This window comes from Achromobacter colocynthidis (assembly GCF_057334535.1).
Genome location: NZ_JBHFIZ010000032.1, coordinates 13,344 through 32,640, shown reverse-complemented (window position 1 = coordinate 32,640; position 19,297 = coordinate 13,344). Strand labels below are relative to the sequence as shown.

The window sequence follows — 19,297 nt, the reverse complement described above, 5'->3', positions numbered from 1 at the left end:
TCCTTGAATCACGCCATGTCTTCGTCTACGTCCGCTACGCCTGTCGCCACATCCCGCCCGCATCACATCCCCGCCCCTACGGGTTCGCGCCAACCTGGCGGCGCACCCTTCTGGCATCTGAGCCCGTTATCGCAGGCCTTGGCGGCCTTGGCGATCGCGGGAAGCGCCAGCAGCGTGGCGCAGGCCCAGACGCGCGCGTTCAGCCCCGGCTGGTTCGCGGACAAGAATGCCGTCCAGTCAACCGCCCAACGCACGGGCCGCATGCCGGACGGCAGCATGGCGGGCATCGGCAATGCGGCCAGGCAACAAGCCCAATCGCGCCAGCAATTGCAGAAGTCGCTGAACAACTTGAACCGTGCCGCAGCGGCGGTCGCCGCCCAGCAGGCCGCGCAGGCGGCCGCGCGCGCGGCCGCCGCGGCCAACGGCTCCGACGTGCCGGACGGCAGGACCGAAGGCGGATTATGGGAGGCCCGGGGCGAGCTGGCCAAGTGGGAAGGCGCCAAGGCCGCGACCTCTTCGTCAAGCGGCGGCAGGCATACCGTCACGATCGAACAGACGCAGCCGCGCGCGATCCTTAACTGGGACACCTTCAACGTCGGCCGCAATACCACGGTGCAGTTCAAGCAGGACGCCAACGATGCGGTGTTGAACCGCGTCGTGGGCGCCAGCGCCAAGCCCAGCCAGATCCAGGGTGCGATCAAGGCCGACGGCACCGTGCTGGTGGTGAATCAGAACGGCGTGATCTTCGGCGGCGCCAGCCAGGTCAACGCCCGCAACCTGGTCGCCGCGGCCGCCACCATCACCGACGGGCAATTCCGCGAAAAAGGCCTGTTCGTTGACACGGACGGCACGCAGCCCACGTTCAAGGACGCGCTGGGCGGCGTGCTGGTGCAGGCGGGCGCGCGCATCGACACCGCCGTCCCCACGACCGCGACCAAGGGTGGCGGCTACGTGCTGCTGCTGGGCAGCGACGTCCACAACGCCGGCGCGCTGACCACGCCGCGCGGCCAGTCCGTGCTGGCAGCGGGCGACAACTTCGTTATTCGCCGGGGCTACGGCACCGACGGCAACCCCAGGTCTACCACCACGGGCGTCGAAATCAGCGCCACGCTTAAAACCGACAGCAAGGCGGGCCAGGTTCGCAACACCGGCCTGATCAGCGCGCCTGTCGGCGACATCACGATGACGGGCCATGCCGTGCGCCAGGACGGGGTGCTGGTCGCCACCACCGATATCGGCGCGCGCGGCGCCATCCACCTGCTGAACCGAAGCAGCGATGCGACAGGCAGCGTGACGTTGGGCGCGGGCAGCGTCACCGCCGTGCTGCTGGAGGCCTCGGCCGTGACCGGCCTGGACAGCCAGCGCCAAGCCGCGATCAAGACACTGGACGGTTCCGCCACCAACAAGCCCACCGGCGCCTTCGACAACCTGAGCACGGTCGCCGACCGCATGGATCTGTCGCGCATCGAGGTGGTGACGGGCGACCTGGCGTCTTTCCAGGGCGGCTCGACCACCTTGGCCACCGGCGGGCAGATCGTCGTTTCAGCCAAGCGGCAGGCCGTGCTGGAAAGCGGCGCCGAATTGGATGTGGCGGGCGCCATCGGCGTCAACGTGTCGATGGAATCGAACAACCTGCAAATCAACGTGCAGGGCAACGAACAGCGCGACGCACCGGTCAACCGCGACAGCAAGCTACTGAACAACAGCGACGTCTGGGTGGACCGCCGCACCCTGGTGAAGGTTGCCGGCGGGGCAAACGGTTCCAGCGGCGACCGCTGGTACACCAGCGGCGGCCTGCTGGAAGTGGGCGGCTACCTGGCCACCAGCGAACGTGGGGCCGGCGAATGGCTGGCGCAAGGCGGCACCGCCACCTTCACAGGAGGCGAACTGGTTACGAAGGCCGGCTCCGACATCAATCTGTCAGGCGGCACGCTGGACGTGCAAGCCGGCAATATCCGCCAAAGCTGGCTGCGCGGCGCCGACGGCCGCTTGTACGAAGTCTCACGCGCGCCGGGCGACCTGCTCTACACCGGCCTGTACCAGGGATATGAACAGACCCATGCACGCTGGGGCGACAAGGCCACGCGCAGGTTCTACAACCCGTTGCTCGCCCCGAAAACGCGCTTTGAAGACGGCTATACGGTGGGCCGCGATGCGGGCCAACTGATCGTCTCCACCGGTGCCGCCCAACTGGCGGGCACCTTGACGGGCGAGGTTTACCAGGGCGCGCGTCAGGTCGAGGCGCCGCAAGGGGACATTGACGGCTACTACCAATCGCAAACGGCCGTCGCGCGCCGCGCGCAATTGACTGTCGGAAGCTATACGCCGATCTTCGACGCCGATGCCAACATGCTGGCCTGGACGCTGGGCGGTGTCGCCAAGCAGGTGACGGCAGGCTCGGGCGACGCGGGCGACGACGAGATCCGGCTGGACGCGGCCTGGCTCAACGCCGCCAATCTCGGCGCCATCCGGCTGGCCGGGACCGAGCGGATCGCGGTGGATCAGGCTTTGCGCGCGACGCCGGGCGCAACCGTGGTCCTGTATGCGCCCCAGGTCGACATCAACGCCGGCATCAGCGCGGCGGGCGGCCGGATTCTGGCCGGCAACCTCATCAAGCAGTGGAACGCCAACGGCCGCAACGAAGACACGCCAGTGCTCGCACCCGCTGACCGGCCCACGGGCGTGGCGGTCTCGGCGGGCGCGGTATTGGACACCGGCGGCCTGTGGACCAATCTGCTTGCCAACCCCGCCGCTTCCGGTGCGCTGGCCTATCGCCAGGGTGGCAGCGTATCGCTGCGTAGCACCCAGGGCGTTACGCTGGCCGCGGGCAGCGCCTTGGACGTGTCGGGCGGCGGAGCCGTGCTGGCCAATGGCAAAACCCTTGGCGGCAAGGGTGGCGACGTCACCCTGGCGGCGGGCTTTGACGCCGCGCTCAGGCACGAAGGAACGATTGCGGCCCAGGGCGTGGATGGCGGCGGCAAGCTGACCTTGCAGGCCGACAAGGTGCGCATCATAGCGGCGGGCCAGGCGGCCGTGTCGATCGCCGACGCGACGGAAAGCAAAGAATCCGTCCTGTCCGACGAGGCCTTCGGCATGGGGTTCTCGCAATACGAAGTGATCGGTTTCCATGGTCTGGAGGTCGCGGACGGGGCGCAAGTCCGGGTCACGATGCCGGTCCAGCGCCATGCTTCCGGCATACGCGCCATCCTGGACAAGTCGCAAGCCTTGCAAACCTTCACGCCCGAGCTCTACCAGGAAAATCCGGTTGAAAGCCATCTGACGCAACGCAAGGGCGCCAGCCTGGTACTGCAAGCGGGGTCCCAGTTGTCGACCGCCGCCGATCTGGCGACCACGGTTCTGCGCGTGGGCAGCGGAGCCCTCGTCGAGGTGGATCCGGGGCAAAAGATCGATCTGACCGGCGTTGGGCAGATCACCCTCAATGGCACATTCAATGCGTGGGGCGGCGCCATCACTGTCCAGGCAATACGGCCTGGTTCGACGGACGACGCCATCGCGGCCGGGCATGGCCGATCCATTTGGTTGGGCGAAACGGCCGTGCTGGACGTCGCGGGCCGCGCCGCCACCGCCTTCAATCACAACGGCCAGGCATACGGCCGCGTGCAGGATGGCGGCAGCATCGTAGTGGGCGGCCAGGTGAACGTGTCGCTGGGCGTCGCCCCATCGCCCGACCTGTTCATCGTCTCGCGGCCCGGCAGCCGCCTGGAGGCGTCGGGCAGCGCCGCCACGGTACTGGTCAACGGTGCGCCGACGATGTTGGCCGGCGCTGGCGGCAGCATCACTCTCGGTTCCGGCAACGGTCTGTACCTGGATGGCCGCATGACCGCCCTCGCGGGCGGCGCCGGCGCGCCCGGCGGCACCTTGTCTATCGGCCTGGATGCGCCGGTCTATCGCACAGCGGCGATGACCCCCCGCGTGAACCAAGGACGCGACCTGCTCCTGTCGCAACAGGCCCTGCCCGACGACCTTGCCGGCTTTGCCGACCCGGAAGCCGCCGCCGACGCGCTGGTCTATGGGCGCGGCGCCCTCAGTGTCGCGCAAGTGGAGGACGGAGGTTTCGGCAGTCTGAACCTGCTGAGCAATGGCGCCATCAGCTTCGCGGGCGACGTCGACCTGCGCATGGGTCAAAGCCTGCGCCTGTTCAGCACGTCGCTCAACATGACGGAAGCCGCACCCTCAACTGCCCGGGTGCAGCTGGCCGCCCCCTATGTGATGCTGGCCGGGGCCACCGACAACGGCGCGCCCGACTTGTACACGCGCCCGACATCCTCGCGTCCCCCCTCTACTCGCGTCAGCGAATCCACCTTCATCACGGATGCCGGCTTCATCGATATCCGCGACCTGGTACAGCTGGGCGCGCTGACCACGCAACAGGCGCCGAACGGCGATGTCAGCTATGTCGGCACGGGCTTCACGCAAACCGACCTGCGCAGCCAGAGCGACATCCGTGTGCTGGGCGGCCGGGGCACGCAGGTCGCGCTGGCGAACCAGCCCTACACCACGCAGCTTGCTGCCCCGGGCAATCTCAGCCTGACCGCCGCGCAGATCTATCCGGACACGGGAGCGGTGACGCGGATCGTGGCCGGTCCGAACGGCATGCGCGACGGCGTCATCGGCTACGAAGCGGACCGCACGCTTACCATCCGCCGCAATAGCGACGCCCTTCCCCCGCTTCCGTACAGCGCGTTCGGCAAGCTGCGCTTAGCCGCCGACATCATCGACCAGGGCGGCGTGGTGCGCGCGCCGCTCGGAATGCTGGAAGTGGGGGTCGCGGATACCACCGGCACCACCTCCCGCGTCAATCTGCTGCCAGGCAGCGTCACGTCCGTCAGTGGCCGGGGGCTGGTCATGCCCTACGGCGGCACCGTCGACGGCGTGACCTATCAATACGCCGGGCAGAATATCGTGTTGAACGGCGCAGGCGCCGCCACGATCGGCGGCGAATTGAGCAGCGGCATCCAGCTGGCTGGCGAAGAGGTTCGGGTGGACGGCAACGCCATGCTGGACCTTTCCGGCGGCGGCCGCTTGCTGGGGGCCGGCTTTGTGACGGGACGGGGCGGCTCCACCGACGCCCGATTCAACCCGCTGGTGCAGATCAACGCCAAGGGCGCGGGCTTCACCCTGCCGGGTCTGGCCACCAATCCCGTCTACGCGCTGGTGCCCGGCGTGCAGGCTCCCGTGGCGCCGACCACGCCCGACGGACAGCAGACCTTGCCGCAGATGGGGCAACAAGTCACGATCGGAAACGGCGTGCCCGGCCTGCCCGCCGGCACCTATACGCTGATGCCCTCCACCTATGCCCTGATGCCGGGCGCGTTCCGCGTGGAGGTCAACGGCCTGGCGTCGGGCGCCCCCGCTTCGGGCGCGATACCGCTGCGCAACGGCTCCTGGTCCATCGCGGGCAACGTCGGTACGGCCGGCACGAACCTCGCCACGGCGGCGCCCCAACAGTTGTTGGTCACGTCCGGCGACGTCCTGCGCCAGTACTCGCAATACAACGAGATGGACTACGCAGCCTTCGTGCAGGCCGACGGCGTGCGCCGCGGCGTTCCGCGCGCCATGCTGCCCGCGGACGCGCGCACATTGCGGGCTTATCTGGCGGGCGGCGCCGAGGGCCAGGCCTTTTCATTCGCGGGTCAGGTCGACTTTTCCGCCGCCACAGCCGGCTACGGCGGCACGTTCGCCGTCTCGTCCAGCAATGACAAAGCAGGGCATCTTGAGATCACCGCCCCGGGCGCGGGGCGCAGTGCGGGCTTCGAGGGCTTATCCCTGGATTCCGGCCAGCTCAGCGCGCTGGGCGCGCCCCGCCTCGTGCTGGGCGCCGTCCCCAATGTGGACTATGCCAACAACAGCAATACCGTCGACTTCGGCTACGCCCGCACCCACTTCAACTCAGTGGTCCTGCGCGAGGGCGCATCGCTCTCGGCGGCCGAAGTCTTCCTGGTGACCAGCGGCCTGACCACCGGCATCACCGTGGAACGCGGGGCATCCATCAACACCATCGGCCGCGGCAAAGCGCCTTTTGATTCCACTGCCGGCTACACCTATGGGGCATCCTCCAGCAGTTTCCTGGCCTTGTCCAACGGCTGGATCAACATGCTTCCGCCCACCGCGGACCAGGAACCCAAAGGCGCCGGCCCTATCCGCATCGGCGTCTGCGGCACTACCTGCGTCGGCGAATCCCTGTTGTATACCGAGGGCACGCTGGCCGCCGTCACCAACAAGACCTTCGAACTGGGTAGTGCCGCCGGCTACGGCGCACGCTACCTCACGCTGGCCGTGGGCGCCGTCAACGCCGGCAGCGAACAGGCCCTGGCGGCCGCAGCCACGCGCGGCGCGCTTGGCGCAGGGCTTAGCCTGGACCAGACGCTGCTGAATCGCCTGATGGCCGGCGACCAGCGCTTTGGCGCGCCGGCGCTGGAGATGCTGACCCTGGCCGTCAGCGCCTCGTTCAACTTCTTCGAAACCGTCACGCTGGACACGACCGATCCCGCAACCGGCAAATCGCGCCTGCAAACGCTGGCGCTGACGGCCCCGGCCATCTACGGCTATGGCCAGGCGGGCGACGTGGCCACGCTGCGCGCGGGCAACCTGATCTGGAACGGATCGGTCACGCCGCCCGTCGGCGTGATCGATAACGGGGCGGGCACCGGCAGCGGCACGCTGAATATCCAGGCCGAGCGCATCGAATTCGGCTACGGCCCCTACACCCAGCCGCTGGGCGAACTGGACAATGCCCGTCTGGCCCTGGGTTTTGCCAACGTCAACCTGAGCGCCAGCGACCGCATCACCGCCAATCATCAAGGCAGCCTGGCCGTGTACCAGTCCCGAGGGGCCTTCGATGCCGCCTCCGGCTGGCGCTACAGCGGCGGCACCCTGAATATGGAGGCTCCCCTTCTGACGGGTGAATCCGGTTCCATCAATCGAATCAAGGCGGGCGCCGCGATCAACGTCAGCACGCCGCCGGCAGGTGCAGGTGCAGCCGCCCCCGACGCGCGCGGGCTGGGCGCGGAACTGGCGCTGGACGCGGGCACCTTGAACATCAACGGCCGCATCGCCCTGCCCACGGGCAAGCTGAGCGCAAGCGCGGACAACGCCTTGATTTTGGGCCCTGGCGCGCATCTGGACGTAGCTGGCCGGCCCGTACCGTTCGACGACATCACAAAATACAGCTGGGGTGGCGACGTCAGCCTCCACAGCCGGCAAGGCGACATCACGCAAGCGGCGGGCAGCATCATCGATGTCTCCGCCCAATACAACCGAGCCGGGCGCCTGACCGCCGTGGCGCTGGCCGACGACGCTGGCCGCGTGGACCTGCAAGGCCGCATCCTGGGCATGGCTTCGGGCAGGTATGACGCGGGCGGCACCCTGGTCCCCTACGCCTTCGGCGAAGTGGATATCCGAGCGCAGCAAGTGGACTTCGCGGCGCTGAACCAACGCCTGAACGAGGGCCAGGTCTTCGGCGGTCGCAGCCTTCAGCTCAAGCGCGGCAACCTTGCCATTGGTGACGAGGTACGCGCCCGAAATGTGAATATTTCGGTCGATGCCGGCAGCCTGACCGTGACCGGCCGCATTGATGCCAGTGGCGACGGTGTCGGCAGCATCCGACTGGCCGCGCGCGATGGACTGCACCTGGCGTCCACCGCCGCGCTGGATGCGCACAGCACCACACTGCGCGTGGACAGCTACGGCAAGATCATTGACGCGCCCAACCGCGCCATCGTGGAACTGAATTCGGGCAATGGCCTGTTGCGGATGGACGCAGGCGCGGTCATTGATTTGCGCGCCGGCACGGACGCGCCCCGCAACGACGGCCTGCCGCGCGGCACGCTGGCGCTGAATGCGCCACGTCTGGGCGGCGCGACCGGCGGCGACATCAACATCGATGCGCGCGGGCCGCTGGACATCCGCGGCGCGCGCAGCATCGCGGTCAACGGGGTCTGGGTCTATACGGACGCAACACCCGGGACCGAAACCACGGCGGACGGCAAGCCCTACCAGGTCATCGACCAGGCCTACCTGAACCGCCTGCACGACGACAGCGTCGACTTCATCGACCGGGCCCGGTCCAACGGCAACCTGATCAACGGCAAGCTGGCCGGCCTGCTCGCCTATGGCGACGCCCTGCACCTGCGCCCCGGCGTCGAGATCCGCAGCGCCACCGCGGACGGCAACCTGGTGGTGCAAGGCGATCTGGACCTGTCCGGCTTCCGCTATGCCAGCCTGAACCCGCATACGCCGCTGCGACCGGGCGTCTACGGCTCGGGGGAAGTGGGCAATCTGGTCATCCGTGCCGGTGGGGACCTGCAGATCCACGGCAGCATCAACGACGGCTTCGCGCCGCCTCCGGAGGTCAAGCAGGACGTGAACGGCTGGCGCCTGCGGCCGGGCCGGGACTTCACCGGTGCCGACATGATCACGCCCCATGCCGGCGTGGTGCTGGCCGCCGGTACGGCGTTCCCGGTCGGCGCCATACTGAATTACGACTTGATGCTGCAAGGCGGCATGCTTGCCGAACATTCCGTATTGCCCGTCACTGCCCCATTGGCCCTGGAGTTGATACTTCCCGCCGGCACCGTGCTATCGGCTCCCATCTTCAACCCGGACGGTACGGTGGCGCACGCAGCCGGCACCGTACTGCACCAAGCGCTGACGCTGCCCCCCGGCATGGCCTTGGGGGCAGGCACGCACTTATCGAGCAGAGCCTTCCTTGGCGCCGTCACCTGGCCTGCCGGCATCCCCCTGCCCGCCAACGCGAACCTGGCCGCCGCGGTCACCCTGCCGCGCGGCGCGCTGATCCCGTCGGGCACTAACGTGGTTCTGGAGCCCGGGGTGGAGTACGTGGATCTGCGCCCTCGGGTCGACGGCGCCCAGGGCCAGGTGTGGGCCGTGGCGCCCATGCTGCCTGAAGGTTCGCAATCGTGGTCTATGCGGCTTGCCGGCGGCGCTGATCTGGGCGCGGCCGATACACGCATCACGCAGTACGCCACGAAGGTCGGGCTTCAGCGTGGGGACCTGGTGCTGGCCGACAGCCACTACGGCATGTATGGCTTTGATGGCCCCGGCAACTTCGTCTGGACGCAGTTGGTCGCCGACGACCTCGGCATGCCGGAGTTGGTGGGGCAGGTCATCGACGACGATTTCACCCGCGACATGTTCGGCTATCCGAGTGCCGGCGCCCTGTGCGCCGACCTCCCCGAGTACTGCGCCGCAAGCGGCGCGAACAACTACATCCCCGCGCCTGCCACCCCGCGCTTCAGCGTGCTGCGTACCGGCACCGGCGACCTGGATCTGCTGGCGGGCGGCAGCTTGCGCATGCAGTCGCTGTACGGCGTCTACACCGCGGGCACGTCATCCACGGGCACCTACGCGGGCGACCCCTATAACCAGCCGCGCCTGATCAATCCCGACGGCACCGTGCTGCGCGACCCGAGCAAGGGCTTCGAAGCCTTTGTGGACGGCGGGCCGCAAAGCGTCTACCGGGCCTGGTATCCGGATGGCGGCGGCAACGTGACGCTGCGTGCCGGCGCCAGCCTGACCGGCGATCTGATGACGGCATCCCTGGCTTCGTACGGGCGGCCATTGACCCGCTCGACCGGCTACTCCTCCGACCTGGTCGGAAACTGGCTGTGGCGCCAGGGCAGCGGCGACGCGGCGATAGGCCAGGCACAGCCCACCGCATGGTGGCTGAACTTCGGCACCTATACCTCCAGCGCGCCAGACCAAGCCGATGAATTGCGCGGCTTCACCGGCTTCGGCACGCTGGGCGGCGGCAACCTGGATATCGACGTGCGCGGCGACGCCGGCATCATCACCTCGCACCCCATCAGTTACCAGGAACGCCAGATCAACCCGCGCAGCCAGGCCTTGACGCTGGCCGTGGCCAGCACGGGCCGCGTGATGGCCGACGGCACGTTGGCGCTGACCGGTGGCGGCGACATCATCCTGCGGGTCGGCGGCAGCTTGAACCCTGCGCTGCCCAGCTTCTATGAAGCCTCGGGCGCGGTCACCAACCTGCGCGGCCAGACACTGCTGCAAGCCGCCTCGATGGGCCGGATGGACCCGATCTACAACCTTCGGGCGGCACGCGACACGCGCGCGCTGGACCGCTTCCAGGCCAGCACCTACGAGCCCGCGGGGGCACTGACGCTAACGCCGGGAGACAGCGCATTCCAGCTGCAAAGCCTGGGCGCCCTCGTCGTCCAGTCCGCCAGGGACCCCGGCCGCTTCATCCTGCCCGTGTCCATGCCATACACGCAGGCCGACGGCACGCTGGGAGTCTACGGATCCAACAGTTGGTTTTCACTATGGACGCCCAATACCGCCATCGATCTGTTCAGCGCGGGCGGCGACGTGGCGCCGGTATTCAGGGCCGGCATCGACAACGATGGCATCGTCATCTACCCCTCGCAGTTCTCAGCAGTCGCCGCTCAAGGAGATATCCGGTACGACAATCCGGTCGCGCTCGCGCCCGGCGCCCTGTCCCGCCTGGACCTGCTGGCCGGCCACTCCGTTTATGGTGGCGACGCCCCCTTCGGACGCACCAGCGCCGATCCCGGCGCGTTGGCCTCAATCGACCGGCCGGCCTTTGCCGGAAAGGTGAAGGACGCCCACAGCAGCAGCATCATCTGGGGACCCACCACCCTATCGCCCGACGGCGCCTATCGGGACAACGTATTGTTCGCCTTCGGGCCGTTGACGGCTGCCACGTCGGGCGTCATGGCGCCCTCGCGCTTTTATGCCAGGGACGGCGACCTTGTCGGCGTCAGCAGCGGCCGGCATATCCGGCTGGCGAACATCGGCAATGTCCTGACCGGCACGGACTGGTATGCCGCGGGCGGCCCGGTGCGCATGGTCGCCGGCCGGGACATCGTCGGCAGCGGCAGCCCGCTAGGGGCGGCCGATTCAATATCCGGCCCGATACCGTATCAATACACCGACAATCTTTTCCTGCATGGTGACGCGAACGATGTGTCCGTGGTGCAAGCCGGCCGCGACATCCTTTACGGCAGCTTCACCGTTGCCGGCCCCGGCACGCTGGAAATCAGCGCGGGCCGCAACATCCTGATGGAAGACAAGGCGGCGGTCGTCAGCCTGGGTCCTGTCGTGACCGGCGATACCCGTCCAGGCGCCAGCATCGTGCTGCAAGCCGGGCTGGGCGCGCAGGGCGGCGACTACGCCGGCTTGCTACGTCACTACCTCGATGCGGGCGTCGCCGATCCCGCCCTGCCGCTGACCGACCAAGGCAAGCCTTTCAAGACCTATGAAGCCGAACTGCTGCTTTGGCTGACGCAGGCCTATGGATTTGCCGGCAGCATGGACGACGCCCGTGCCTTTTTCGATGCGCTGCCGCCGGCGCAGCAGCGCGTGTTCGCACGCCAGGTCTACTTCGCCGAACTCCGTGCCGGCGGCCGCGAATTCAACGACCGGAGCAGCCCGCGCGAAGGCAGCTATTTGCGCGGCAGGCAAGCCATTGCCGCGCTGTTTCCGTCCCGAAGCACGACGGGGCAGACGCAACGCTACGACGGCAGCGTCACTCTATACGGGGGTGCCGGCCTGCAAACCCGCAGCGGCGGCAACGTCCAGGTTCTGACGCCTGGCGGCGCGCAGGTCTACGGAGTAGAAGGCGCGGCGCCACCCGCCACCGCGGGGGTGCTCACCCAAGGTAGCGGCAACATCCAGCTGTATGCGCAGGACAGCATCCTGCTGGGACAAAGCCGCGTCATGACGACTTTCGGCGGTGACATCCTGGCCTGGTCCGCGCAAGGCGACATTAACGCCGGGCGCGGTTCCAAGACCACGGTGGTCTACACCCCGCCCCGCCGGCTCTACGACAGCGTAGGCAACATCACGCTGTCGTCCGCCGCGCCGTCCAGCGGCGCCGGCATAGCCACCCTGGCGCCGTTGGCGGAAGTGCCCGCCGGCGACGTAGACCTTTACGCACCGCTGGGCACCATTGACGCGGGGGAAGCCGGCATCCGCGTGTCGGGCAACGTCAATATTGCCGCGCAATCCGTGCTGAACGCCGCAAACATCAAGACGCAAGGAGACAGCGTCGGCATTCCGCTGGCCGCAACCGTCAACACCGGCGCGCTCACGTCAGCCAGCACGGCGGCAACCTCGGCGGTCAACGCCGCTCAGGAATCCGTGCAACGCAACCAGGACCGCGCGCGTCAGAACCAGCCCTCCATCATCAACGTGCAGATTCTGGGCTTTGGGCAGGAACCGGTATCTGACGGCGCGCCACCGCCCCAACGGGACAGCCGAGTCGATAACGCCTCGGCGTATCGACCAAACAATATGGTGCAGGTCGTTGGCGACGGAGCGCTTACGTCCGCGCAACTCGAAAAATTGAGCACTGAGGAAAGGAGGGCGTTCGGACTGTAGCCGTCTTCAAACATGGGAGCGGCTACGCCCTGGCAGAGTTCCGCGGATAGACGTCAGCACTACAATGATTTCGCTTCGCCCGCCAACAGTGCAATTCCGGCATGACGAGCGCCACTACACGGAGATTCCCATGTTCGATCACATCGGTTTCGGCGTCAGCGACATCAATCAAAGTCGCGACTTTTTCCTGCAAGCGCTAGGTCCGCTTGGCGTCGGCCTGGCGATGGAAGGCCCCAATAGCATTGGCTTGGGCAAGAACGGGAAGCCGTCTTTATGGCTGTACGCGACCGGTTCAGCCACGGCCCCATTGCACATCGCCATTGCGGCGGCTACGCGGGCGGACGTGGACGCCTTCTATCAGGCGGCGCTGGCGGCGGGCGGCCGGGACAACGGCGCCCCGGGGATTCGGCCGCATTACCATCCCAACTATTACGCCGCCTTTGTGTTCAGCCCTGACGGGCACAACGTGGAAGCGGTCTGTCATCGTTAACAAGGCCGCCCGCCATGACGAGCGTCAACAAGCATTAAGGTGCCTCAACAACCCTAACGACTGCTGGCCAGGCGTATCCCCAAGCCCACCAGCGCCGCGCCCATCAGGGCATCAACCACGCGGCTCACCCTCGCATAGACTGATCGGACGCGGCCCACGGAGAAGAACGCGGCCAGCGCGCCGCGCCAGGCGGCCGTTATCAGGCCGACCAGCGCAACCACGCTGACATACACCCAGGTGGGTGCGCCGACCGGCAGTACGGTCACGAACAGCGTGGCGAAGAAAGTGGCCGTTTTCGGATTGGTGATCCCGACCATGAAGCCCTGGCGCCATGCTTGCGGCGCCCCGACGCGTGCAACGCCATGAACGCGCGGCTCGCCGCTCTTCGCCTTGAAGGCAGCCATCAGCATGCGCGCGCCCAGGTAGATCAGGTAAGCCGCGCCGGCCAGGCGAATGGCCTCGTAGAGCCAGAACAGTTCCCTGATCAGCAGGCCGAACCCAAGAATTGCCAGGGTGGCCCAGACGACCACCGCGCAAGCAATGCCCAAGCCGACGAACATGCCGGATCGCCGATCATTCAAGGCGTTGGAGGTGACGGCAACGAAGTCCGGCCCCGGACTGGCGCAGGCCAGGAGAATGATGCCGGAAAGGGTGAACAACTGAGGCAGATATTCCATGGTTTCCACTCACTGCGTGATTGATCGGCATGCGGCCAGGCGCGCCGCTGCGGCGGGCCGTAAGCCTACAGCAATAACGGGTCGCGGCTTGTCACGACAATCAGCCCCACCCCTTCCTTCTTACCCACCGAGACCAGCTTGTGCGGCATGGAAGAGTTGAACTGCACGCAATCGCCCACGTCCAGGATTTCCTTCCTTTCCCCGACGGTCAGTTCCAGCTTTCCCGCCAGCACGTAGAGAATTTCCTCGCCATCGTGATGGCTCAGGATTCGCTTCTTCGCGCGCCCGCCATTGAACTGACCAGGCCGGATCACAAACGCGCGCATCAGGCGGTTGCCGTTTGCCCCGGCAACCAAGGACAGGTATTCGTTGGCTTCGTCGGGGTCGGCGTCTTTGGCGCGCACGATGGAAAACTCTTCCAATTGTTCGGTCTTGCCGAACAGGCGGTCAACGTTGACGCCCAGCGCATGGGCAAGCTTGAACGCGGTTTCGATCGACGGGGTGGACACCCCCCGTTCCACCTTGGAAATGTAGCTTCGCGTCAAGCCACAGGCTTGTGCCAACTGCTCCAGGGTCAGGCCCGCCTGCACACGAAGAAGCTTCAGTTTCAGCGCCACGAAGGAATCCTTGAGGAAGAGATATCGCAGCCGCCATGCCGGGCGGCGATAGGAAATGTCCCTCGGGATTGTATGCAGATTCGGGAAAGCTCTCCCTGTGCGAGCCTTCCCCGCCCCTCATGGCCCCACCGTGCTGATCAGCCGCCTGCCCAATGGACCGCGCCGTCGTCATGGATTACCCCAGGTTCCTGGGGAAACCGAAGCGCGGCGCCCGTCATGCCTTGCAGCGCGTCGCGCGTCAGCCCCTTGACCATCGCTTCGACGGCAAGACCTTCCGGCGTGATGGACAGGATGCCGTAGTTGGTGAAGACGCGCTTTACAACGCCCACCGCCGTCAGCGGCAGCGTGCATTGCGCCACCAGGCGCGGCGCATTGTCCTTGGTGACGTGGTCCATCATGACCCAGATCTGCTTGGCGCCCACCGCCAAGTCAATGGCCCCGCCGATGGCGGGCGGCGCGCCATCCGATTTCCCGGTATTCCAGTTGGCCAGGTCCCCCGAGGCGGACACCTCAAATGCGCCAAGCACGGCCACATCGATATGCCCACCGCGCATCATCGCGAATGCCATGCTGGAATCAAAGAAGGCGCCCCCGGTTTTGATCGTGACAGGGCTTTTGCCTGCGTTGATCAGGTCGTAGTCTTCCTCGCCCGGCGCGGGCTTGGGACCCAGGTTCAATATTCCGTTTTCGCTATGCAGAATGACGCCCGATTCCTCCGGCAGATAATCGGCAATCAGCGTAGGCGCGCCGATGCCCAGGTTCACGAAGGCGTTTCCGGGCAGTTGGGTCGCTACCAGCCGGGCCATGTTCTCTCGCGTCAGGCAGTTCATGTGCGCTCCGCCATAAAGACCCTGTCTACAAAGATGCAGGGCGTAATGATCGCTTCGGGATCCAGGCTGCCGGCGGCGACGATCTCGCCGACTTCCACCACCACCGTATCGGCGGCGGTGGCCATGACGGCCTGGTGATTGCGAGCGGTCTTGTTGTAGACCACATTGCCCATCGTGTCCGCCGCGCGCCCGCGCAGCAGCGCGAAGTCCGCCTTCAACGGCACTTCAAGCAAGTACGTAATGCCGCCGACTTCTATCTTCTGCTTGCCGCTTTCGAATTGCGTGCCGACGCCGACGGGGCTCAGAAAGCCGCCCAGGCCCGCGCCGCCCGCCCGAATTCGCTCGACCAGCGTGCCCTGCGGCACCAATTCCAGCTCAACAGTGCCGGCTCGGTACTGCTCGGCGAAAGTCGTGGCGCCCCTGGGATACGAGCAAACAATCTTGCGAACGATCTTCGCCTCGAACCAGGCGGACAGATCGACTCCGCTTGAACCGGCATTGTTTGAAATGACCGTCAGGTCGCGGACGCCGGAAGCAAGCACGGCTTCTATCAGGCGCCGGGGCAGACCGGCCCCGCCAAATCCTCCCACCATCACCGTGTGCCCGTCCTGCAATCCGGAGATGGCGGATCCGGCATCGTCAACCACTACGTTTCTCACATCGTCACCCTAGTCTGGTTCGGCAATATTCCCGGGCAAGGTTCTTCCCCACCCGATCAAGCAACAACTGGCCGGTGCCGTCCGTGTAGGCGGCAAAGCGCAGCTCGGCCTGATGCATCGACAGGCGCATCGTGTTGGTCGTGCCCACCGCCCCCACGCACCGCATGCACTGGTCGACGCCCCAAATTGCGGTATCGACGGCAAATTTCTTGGCCTGGGCCGCAAGCGTGACGGCGGCGTTGCCGTCGTTAAGGTGGCGCGCGGCCAGCACCACCAGGGCATTGGCCGCTTCCAGGCGCGTGGCCACTTCGGCCAGTTCCCAGCGCAAACCCTGGTGCCCGATCAAGGGTTCGCCAAAGGCCGTTCTTTCCGAGCAGTACGCCACCGTCTCGGCCAACGCCGAATACAGGGTGGCCGTGCACATTGCCCCAACGTGGACCCGCGCCGCGTTGATCGCGGCCATCGAGGCCTTGAACGCATCGTCCTGGGCGCCGAATTCCGCCCAGTCCGGCACAAAATGCTCGTGCAGTTCAATCTCGGCCGCGCGGAAGGAACTGCCACCCACGGTCTGGATTTCCCGACGGATGCAGGTGCTTGCCGACGCATCAAGGTGGACCAGGAAACTGGCGATGCCGGCCTCCCCATCCGCCGAATCAAGCCGCCTGGCCAAGACCAGCGGCAAGTTGACGATCTGCCCGTTCGTCACCCACGTCTTCGTGCCGGAAAGCAGCCACCCTGAATCGCATCTTTCGGCGGTCATTGCCAAGGCGCCAAGGTCACTGCCGGCCTGCGGTTCAGTCAGCGCGGGTGCACCCAGCAAGTCTCCGCGCGCAAGTCCGGCCAGATACGCCTGCTGCTGTCTGGCTGATCCGGCCCGGGCGACGCGCGTGACCGAGCCTTGCAGATTGTTCAGCGAAAACGCCGTGGCAAAGCTGTAAAGCGCGACCTCTTGCGCCAAGCGGATCTTGCACAGGAACGACGCGTCGAACCCGCCGACCGACTGCGGAGCCTGCAACGCCAGGAACCCCAGCGCGGCCCATTCCTCAAGAATTGCGATCGGGTAGGGTTGATGCGCGCCGAACGCGGCCAGCGTGTCGGCGGCGATGCGCCGCCTGCAGAAGTCACTGGCCCGGGCCACGATCTGCTGCTCGGCGGGCGTCAGCAGCGCATCGATCTGCGCGAAGAAGCCGCGCGTCCCTTTAAGACTGGTCATGGGTGAAGCATCCCTAGGTTGCTTGAATTCGTTGACTCGAACCTGCAGGTTCAATTTACCGGGACATTCGCATCGACCACGAACTTCTTCCAGTAATCGATCTCGCGTTCGATGTCCTTCTGAAACGACTGCGGGGTAGACCCCACGATGGGCACGGCGCCTATCGTGGCAAGTTGCGCCTGGAACTGCTTGTCTTGCACCAGCGCCGCAACCGTCTGGCTTAATCGCGTCATCACCTCGGGACTCATGCCGGCCGGGCCAGTCAAGCCGAACCAGGGCGATAGCTCCATCGGCTTGGCGCCTGCCTCGGTCAAGGTCGGAACCGCAGGAAAGTCGGGCGAACGTTCCGGGCCAGCAATAGCCAGCGCCTTCAGCTTTCCGGTTTTCACATGTGCGGCCACCGTTGCCTCGGTGAAGAAGCCCACCTGCACCACGCCGGCGATCAGGTCCGTAATGGGCTGCGCGCCACCGGGATAACTGACGAAGGTCATCTTGACCGCGTTGTCCATATCGAACAAGGCGCCGCCAATGTGGGAAGTAGCGCCATAGGTGCCGCTGTAATTGAGCTGCCCGGCGTGGGCCTTCGCGTAGCTGATCAGGCCTTTGACATCAGCGAACGGAAGCTGCGGGTTCACCACAAGCAGATTCCGCTGCTTGGCGATCTTCCCCACATACGAAAAGTCCTTCACTGCGTCATAGGGCAGCGACTTGTTCAGGGCAACGCCCCGCGTCTGTGATGACTCGACACTGACCAGCAAGGTGTAGCCGTCCGGCGGCGATGTCGCCACCACCCGCGCTGCAATCACGCCCCCCGCACCGCCCCGGTTCTCAACCACTACGGGCTGGCCCAGTTGCTCGGAAAGCCCCTTGCCGATAAGGCGGGCAATGATGTCCGTGGGTCCGCCCGGCGGAAAACCAACCAACAGCCGGATGGGCTTGCTGGGATACGCGTCGGCAGACGCGCTCGGGCTGACGCCCGCAGCAAGTGCACAAAAACCAACTGCCAACAGCCGTGACAATCCATATTTCATGAACTTCCCCTTGTTTCCCGGCCCATATCGGAACGCCAAGACCGTGGCCAAAGTATGTTCCTTTGGACACTTTGAGTCATTAGGGAAACTACCGGGACGCACCAAAAAGATCGATTCAAGGCGCTTTTAAAGTACGACGCCGAAACGATGAAATAGATTTTTTCGCATTAAATACAGGCACTTAAAGGAACTTTGAAGGTGCTTGTCGATGCGGGAAGCATCCAAAAACTGGGCACTTGAAATAGAAAACGATCGGTCTATACTTCGCAAATGACAACGACAACACCCCCACGCACAGGCCGACGCACCCGCGCCGACGCCTCGCTGTTCTTGGTGGAGACAAGGGACCTTCTGATTCGTGTCGGCATGGAATTGCTTACCGAACGTGGCTTCACCTCGACGGGGCTGGACGCCATCCTCAAGCGAGCCACCGTGCCGAAAGGGTCCTTCTATCACTACTTCAAGAACAAGGAAGATTTCGGCCACCACGTCATGCAGGCGTATGACGAGTACTTCCGCAAGAAGCTCGACCGCTGGCTGCTTGATGGGCAGACGGCTCCCTTGCAACGGCTTCAGAACTTTGTTGAAGACGCCAAGCACGGGATGGCGCGCCACGGCTATACCCGGGGCTGCCTCATTGGCAACTTCGGCCAGGAAGTCGGTGCGCTTCCCGAGCCCTACCGGGCTTGCATGAACCAGATTCTTGGCGCCTGGGAATCCCGCATCGCCACCTGCCTGGCCGCGGCGCAGGAACGCGGCGACATCGCGGCCAGCGCCGACTGCCAATCGCTTTCATCGTTTTTCTGGATCGGTTGGGAAGGCGCGGTCCTGCGCGCCAAGATGATGCGTAAGGCGGAACCCATGGACGTCTTCCTCAAGGGGTTTCTTGCGGGACTTCCCCGCTGACCCCACCGCTTTTCAGACCCTTATCACGGAGCAACCATGTTTAACGGCATCTTGATCGAGAAGGACGAACAGGGCTATCGCGCATCGGTGCAAGCGCTGACGCAAGCTGATCTCCCGCAGGGCGACGTACTGGTCAAAGTCGACTACAGCACGCTGAACTACAAGGATGCGCTGGCCATTACCGGCAAAGGCCCCATCGTGCGCAGCTTTCCCATGGTGCCCGGCATCGATTTCGCCGGGGTCGTTGAACAAAGCGAGCACGCCGATTTCGCGCCCGGCCAGCGGGTCATTCTTAACGGCTGGGGGGTGGGCGAGCAGCACTGGGGCGGCCTGGCCCAATACGCGCGCGTCAAGGCGGACTGGCTGATTCATGCTCCTGACGGCATGTCGAACCGTCACGCGATGGCCATCGGCACGGCCGGCTACACGGCGATGCTGTGCGTCATTGCGTTGGAAAAGGCCGGCATCC

General features: G+C 65.8%; 10 protein-coding genes. 4 read left to right on the top strand and 6 right to left on the bottom strand.

What is annotated here, in order from left to right:
• The first annotated feature begins 15 nt into the window (after window positions 1–15).
• Together ACE04A_RS14325 and ACE04A_RS14320 are read left to right on the top strand one after the other, a co-directional pair.
• Window positions 16–12,405 (top strand): filamentous hemagglutinin family protein, encoded by a 12,390-nt coding sequence (locus ACE04A_RS14325; protein WP_485820236.1) that lies wholly within the window; start codon window positions 16–18, stop codon window positions 12,403–12,405.
• 130 nt (window positions 12,406–12,535) lie between these two features.
• A complete protein-coding gene (locus ACE04A_RS14320; RefSeq protein ID WP_279995681.1) occupies window positions 12,536–12,895 on the top strand; it encodes a VOC family protein in 360 nt (119 codons plus the stop codon).
• Between the two features lie 53 nt (window positions 12,896–12,948).
• Here ACE04A_RS14320 and ACE04A_RS14315 read toward each other — a convergent pair whose 3' ends face one another.
• From ACE04A_RS14315 to ACE04A_RS14290, 6 genes are all read right to left on the bottom strand, one after another.
• Window positions 12,949–13,572, bottom strand: coding sequence for a LysE family translocator (locus tag ACE04A_RS14315; RefSeq protein ID WP_485820272.1), 624 nt, complete (start codon window positions 13,570–13,572; stop codon window positions 12,949–12,951).
• 65 nt (window positions 13,573–13,637) lie between these two features.
• On the bottom strand, window positions 13,638–14,189 hold the full coding sequence (relB, locus tag ACE04A_RS14310) for a type II toxin-antitoxin system RelB family anti-toxin (RefSeq protein ID WP_259245718.1): 552 nt from the start codon (window positions 14,187–14,189) through the stop codon (window positions 13,638–13,640).
• Between the two features lie 137 nt (window positions 14,190–14,326).
• Window positions 14,327–15,019 carry a 3-oxoacid CoA-transferase subunit B gene (locus tag ACE04A_RS14305; protein WP_448717561.1) on the bottom strand — a complete coding sequence of 231 codons (693 nt, stop codon included), beginning with the start codon at window positions 15,017–15,019 and terminating at the stop codon, window positions 14,327–14,329.
• Window positions 15,016–15,666, bottom strand: coding sequence for a CoA transferase subunit A (locus ACE04A_RS14300; RefSeq protein WP_259245716.1), 651 nt, complete (start codon window positions 15,664–15,666; stop codon window positions 15,016–15,018). Before ACE04A_RS14300 ends, ACE04A_RS14305 begins: the two co-directional genes overlap by 4 nt.
• Window positions 15,667–15,682: 16 nt before the next feature.
• Window positions 15,683–16,891 (bottom strand): acyl-CoA dehydrogenase family protein, encoded by a 1,209-nt coding sequence (locus tag ACE04A_RS14295; protein ID WP_448717563.1) that lies wholly within the window; start codon window positions 16,889–16,891, stop codon window positions 15,683–15,685.
• Between the two features lie 50 nt (window positions 16,892–16,941).
• On the bottom strand, window positions 16,942–17,973 hold the full coding sequence (locus tag ACE04A_RS14290) for a Bug family tripartite tricarboxylate transporter substrate binding protein (protein WP_448717565.1): 1,032 nt from the start codon (window positions 17,971–17,973) through the stop codon (window positions 16,942–16,944).
• A gap of 219 nt (window positions 17,974–18,192) precedes the next feature.
• On the opposite strand from ACE04A_RS14290, the gene acuR reads away from it, so the two are divergent.
• Together acuR and ACE04A_RS14280 are read left to right on the top strand one after the other, a co-directional pair.
• Complete coding sequence (gene acuR, locus ACE04A_RS14285; protein WP_259245713.1) at window positions 18,193–18,828, top strand: acrylate utilization transcriptional regulator AcuR; 636 nt, start codon at window positions 18,193–18,195, stop codon at window positions 18,826–18,828.
• 36 nt (window positions 18,829–18,864) lie between these two features.
• The coding region (locus ACE04A_RS14280) for an alcohol dehydrogenase catalytic domain-containing protein (protein WP_485820235.1) at window positions 18,865–19,297 on the top strand (433 nt) is incomplete at its 3' end.

Excerpts from the sequence above, each read along its gene's own strand:
- ACE04A_RS14325 (WP_485820236.1), top strand. The coding sequence starts at position 16 with ATGTCTTCGTCTACGTCCGCTACGCCTGTCGCCACATCCCGCCCGCAT.
- ACE04A_RS14320 (WP_279995681.1), top strand. The coding sequence starts at position 12,536 with ATGTTCGATCACATCGGTTTCGGCGTCAGCGACATCAATCAAAGTCGC.
- ACE04A_RS14315 (WP_485820272.1), bottom strand. The coding sequence starts at position 13,572 with ATGGAATATCTGCCTCAGTTGTTCACCCTTTCCGGCATCATTCTCCTG.
- ACE04A_RS14305 (WP_448717561.1), bottom strand. The coding sequence starts at position 15,019 with ATGAACTGCCTGACGCGAGAGAACATGGCCCGGCTGGTAGCGACCCAA.
- ACE04A_RS14295 (WP_448717563.1), bottom strand. The coding sequence starts at position 16,891 with ATGACCAGTCTTAAAGGGACGCGCGGCTTCTTCGCGCAGATCGATGCG.
- acuR (WP_259245713.1), top strand. The coding sequence starts at position 18,193 with ATGACAACGACAACACCCCCACGCACAGGCCGACGCACCCGCGCCGAC.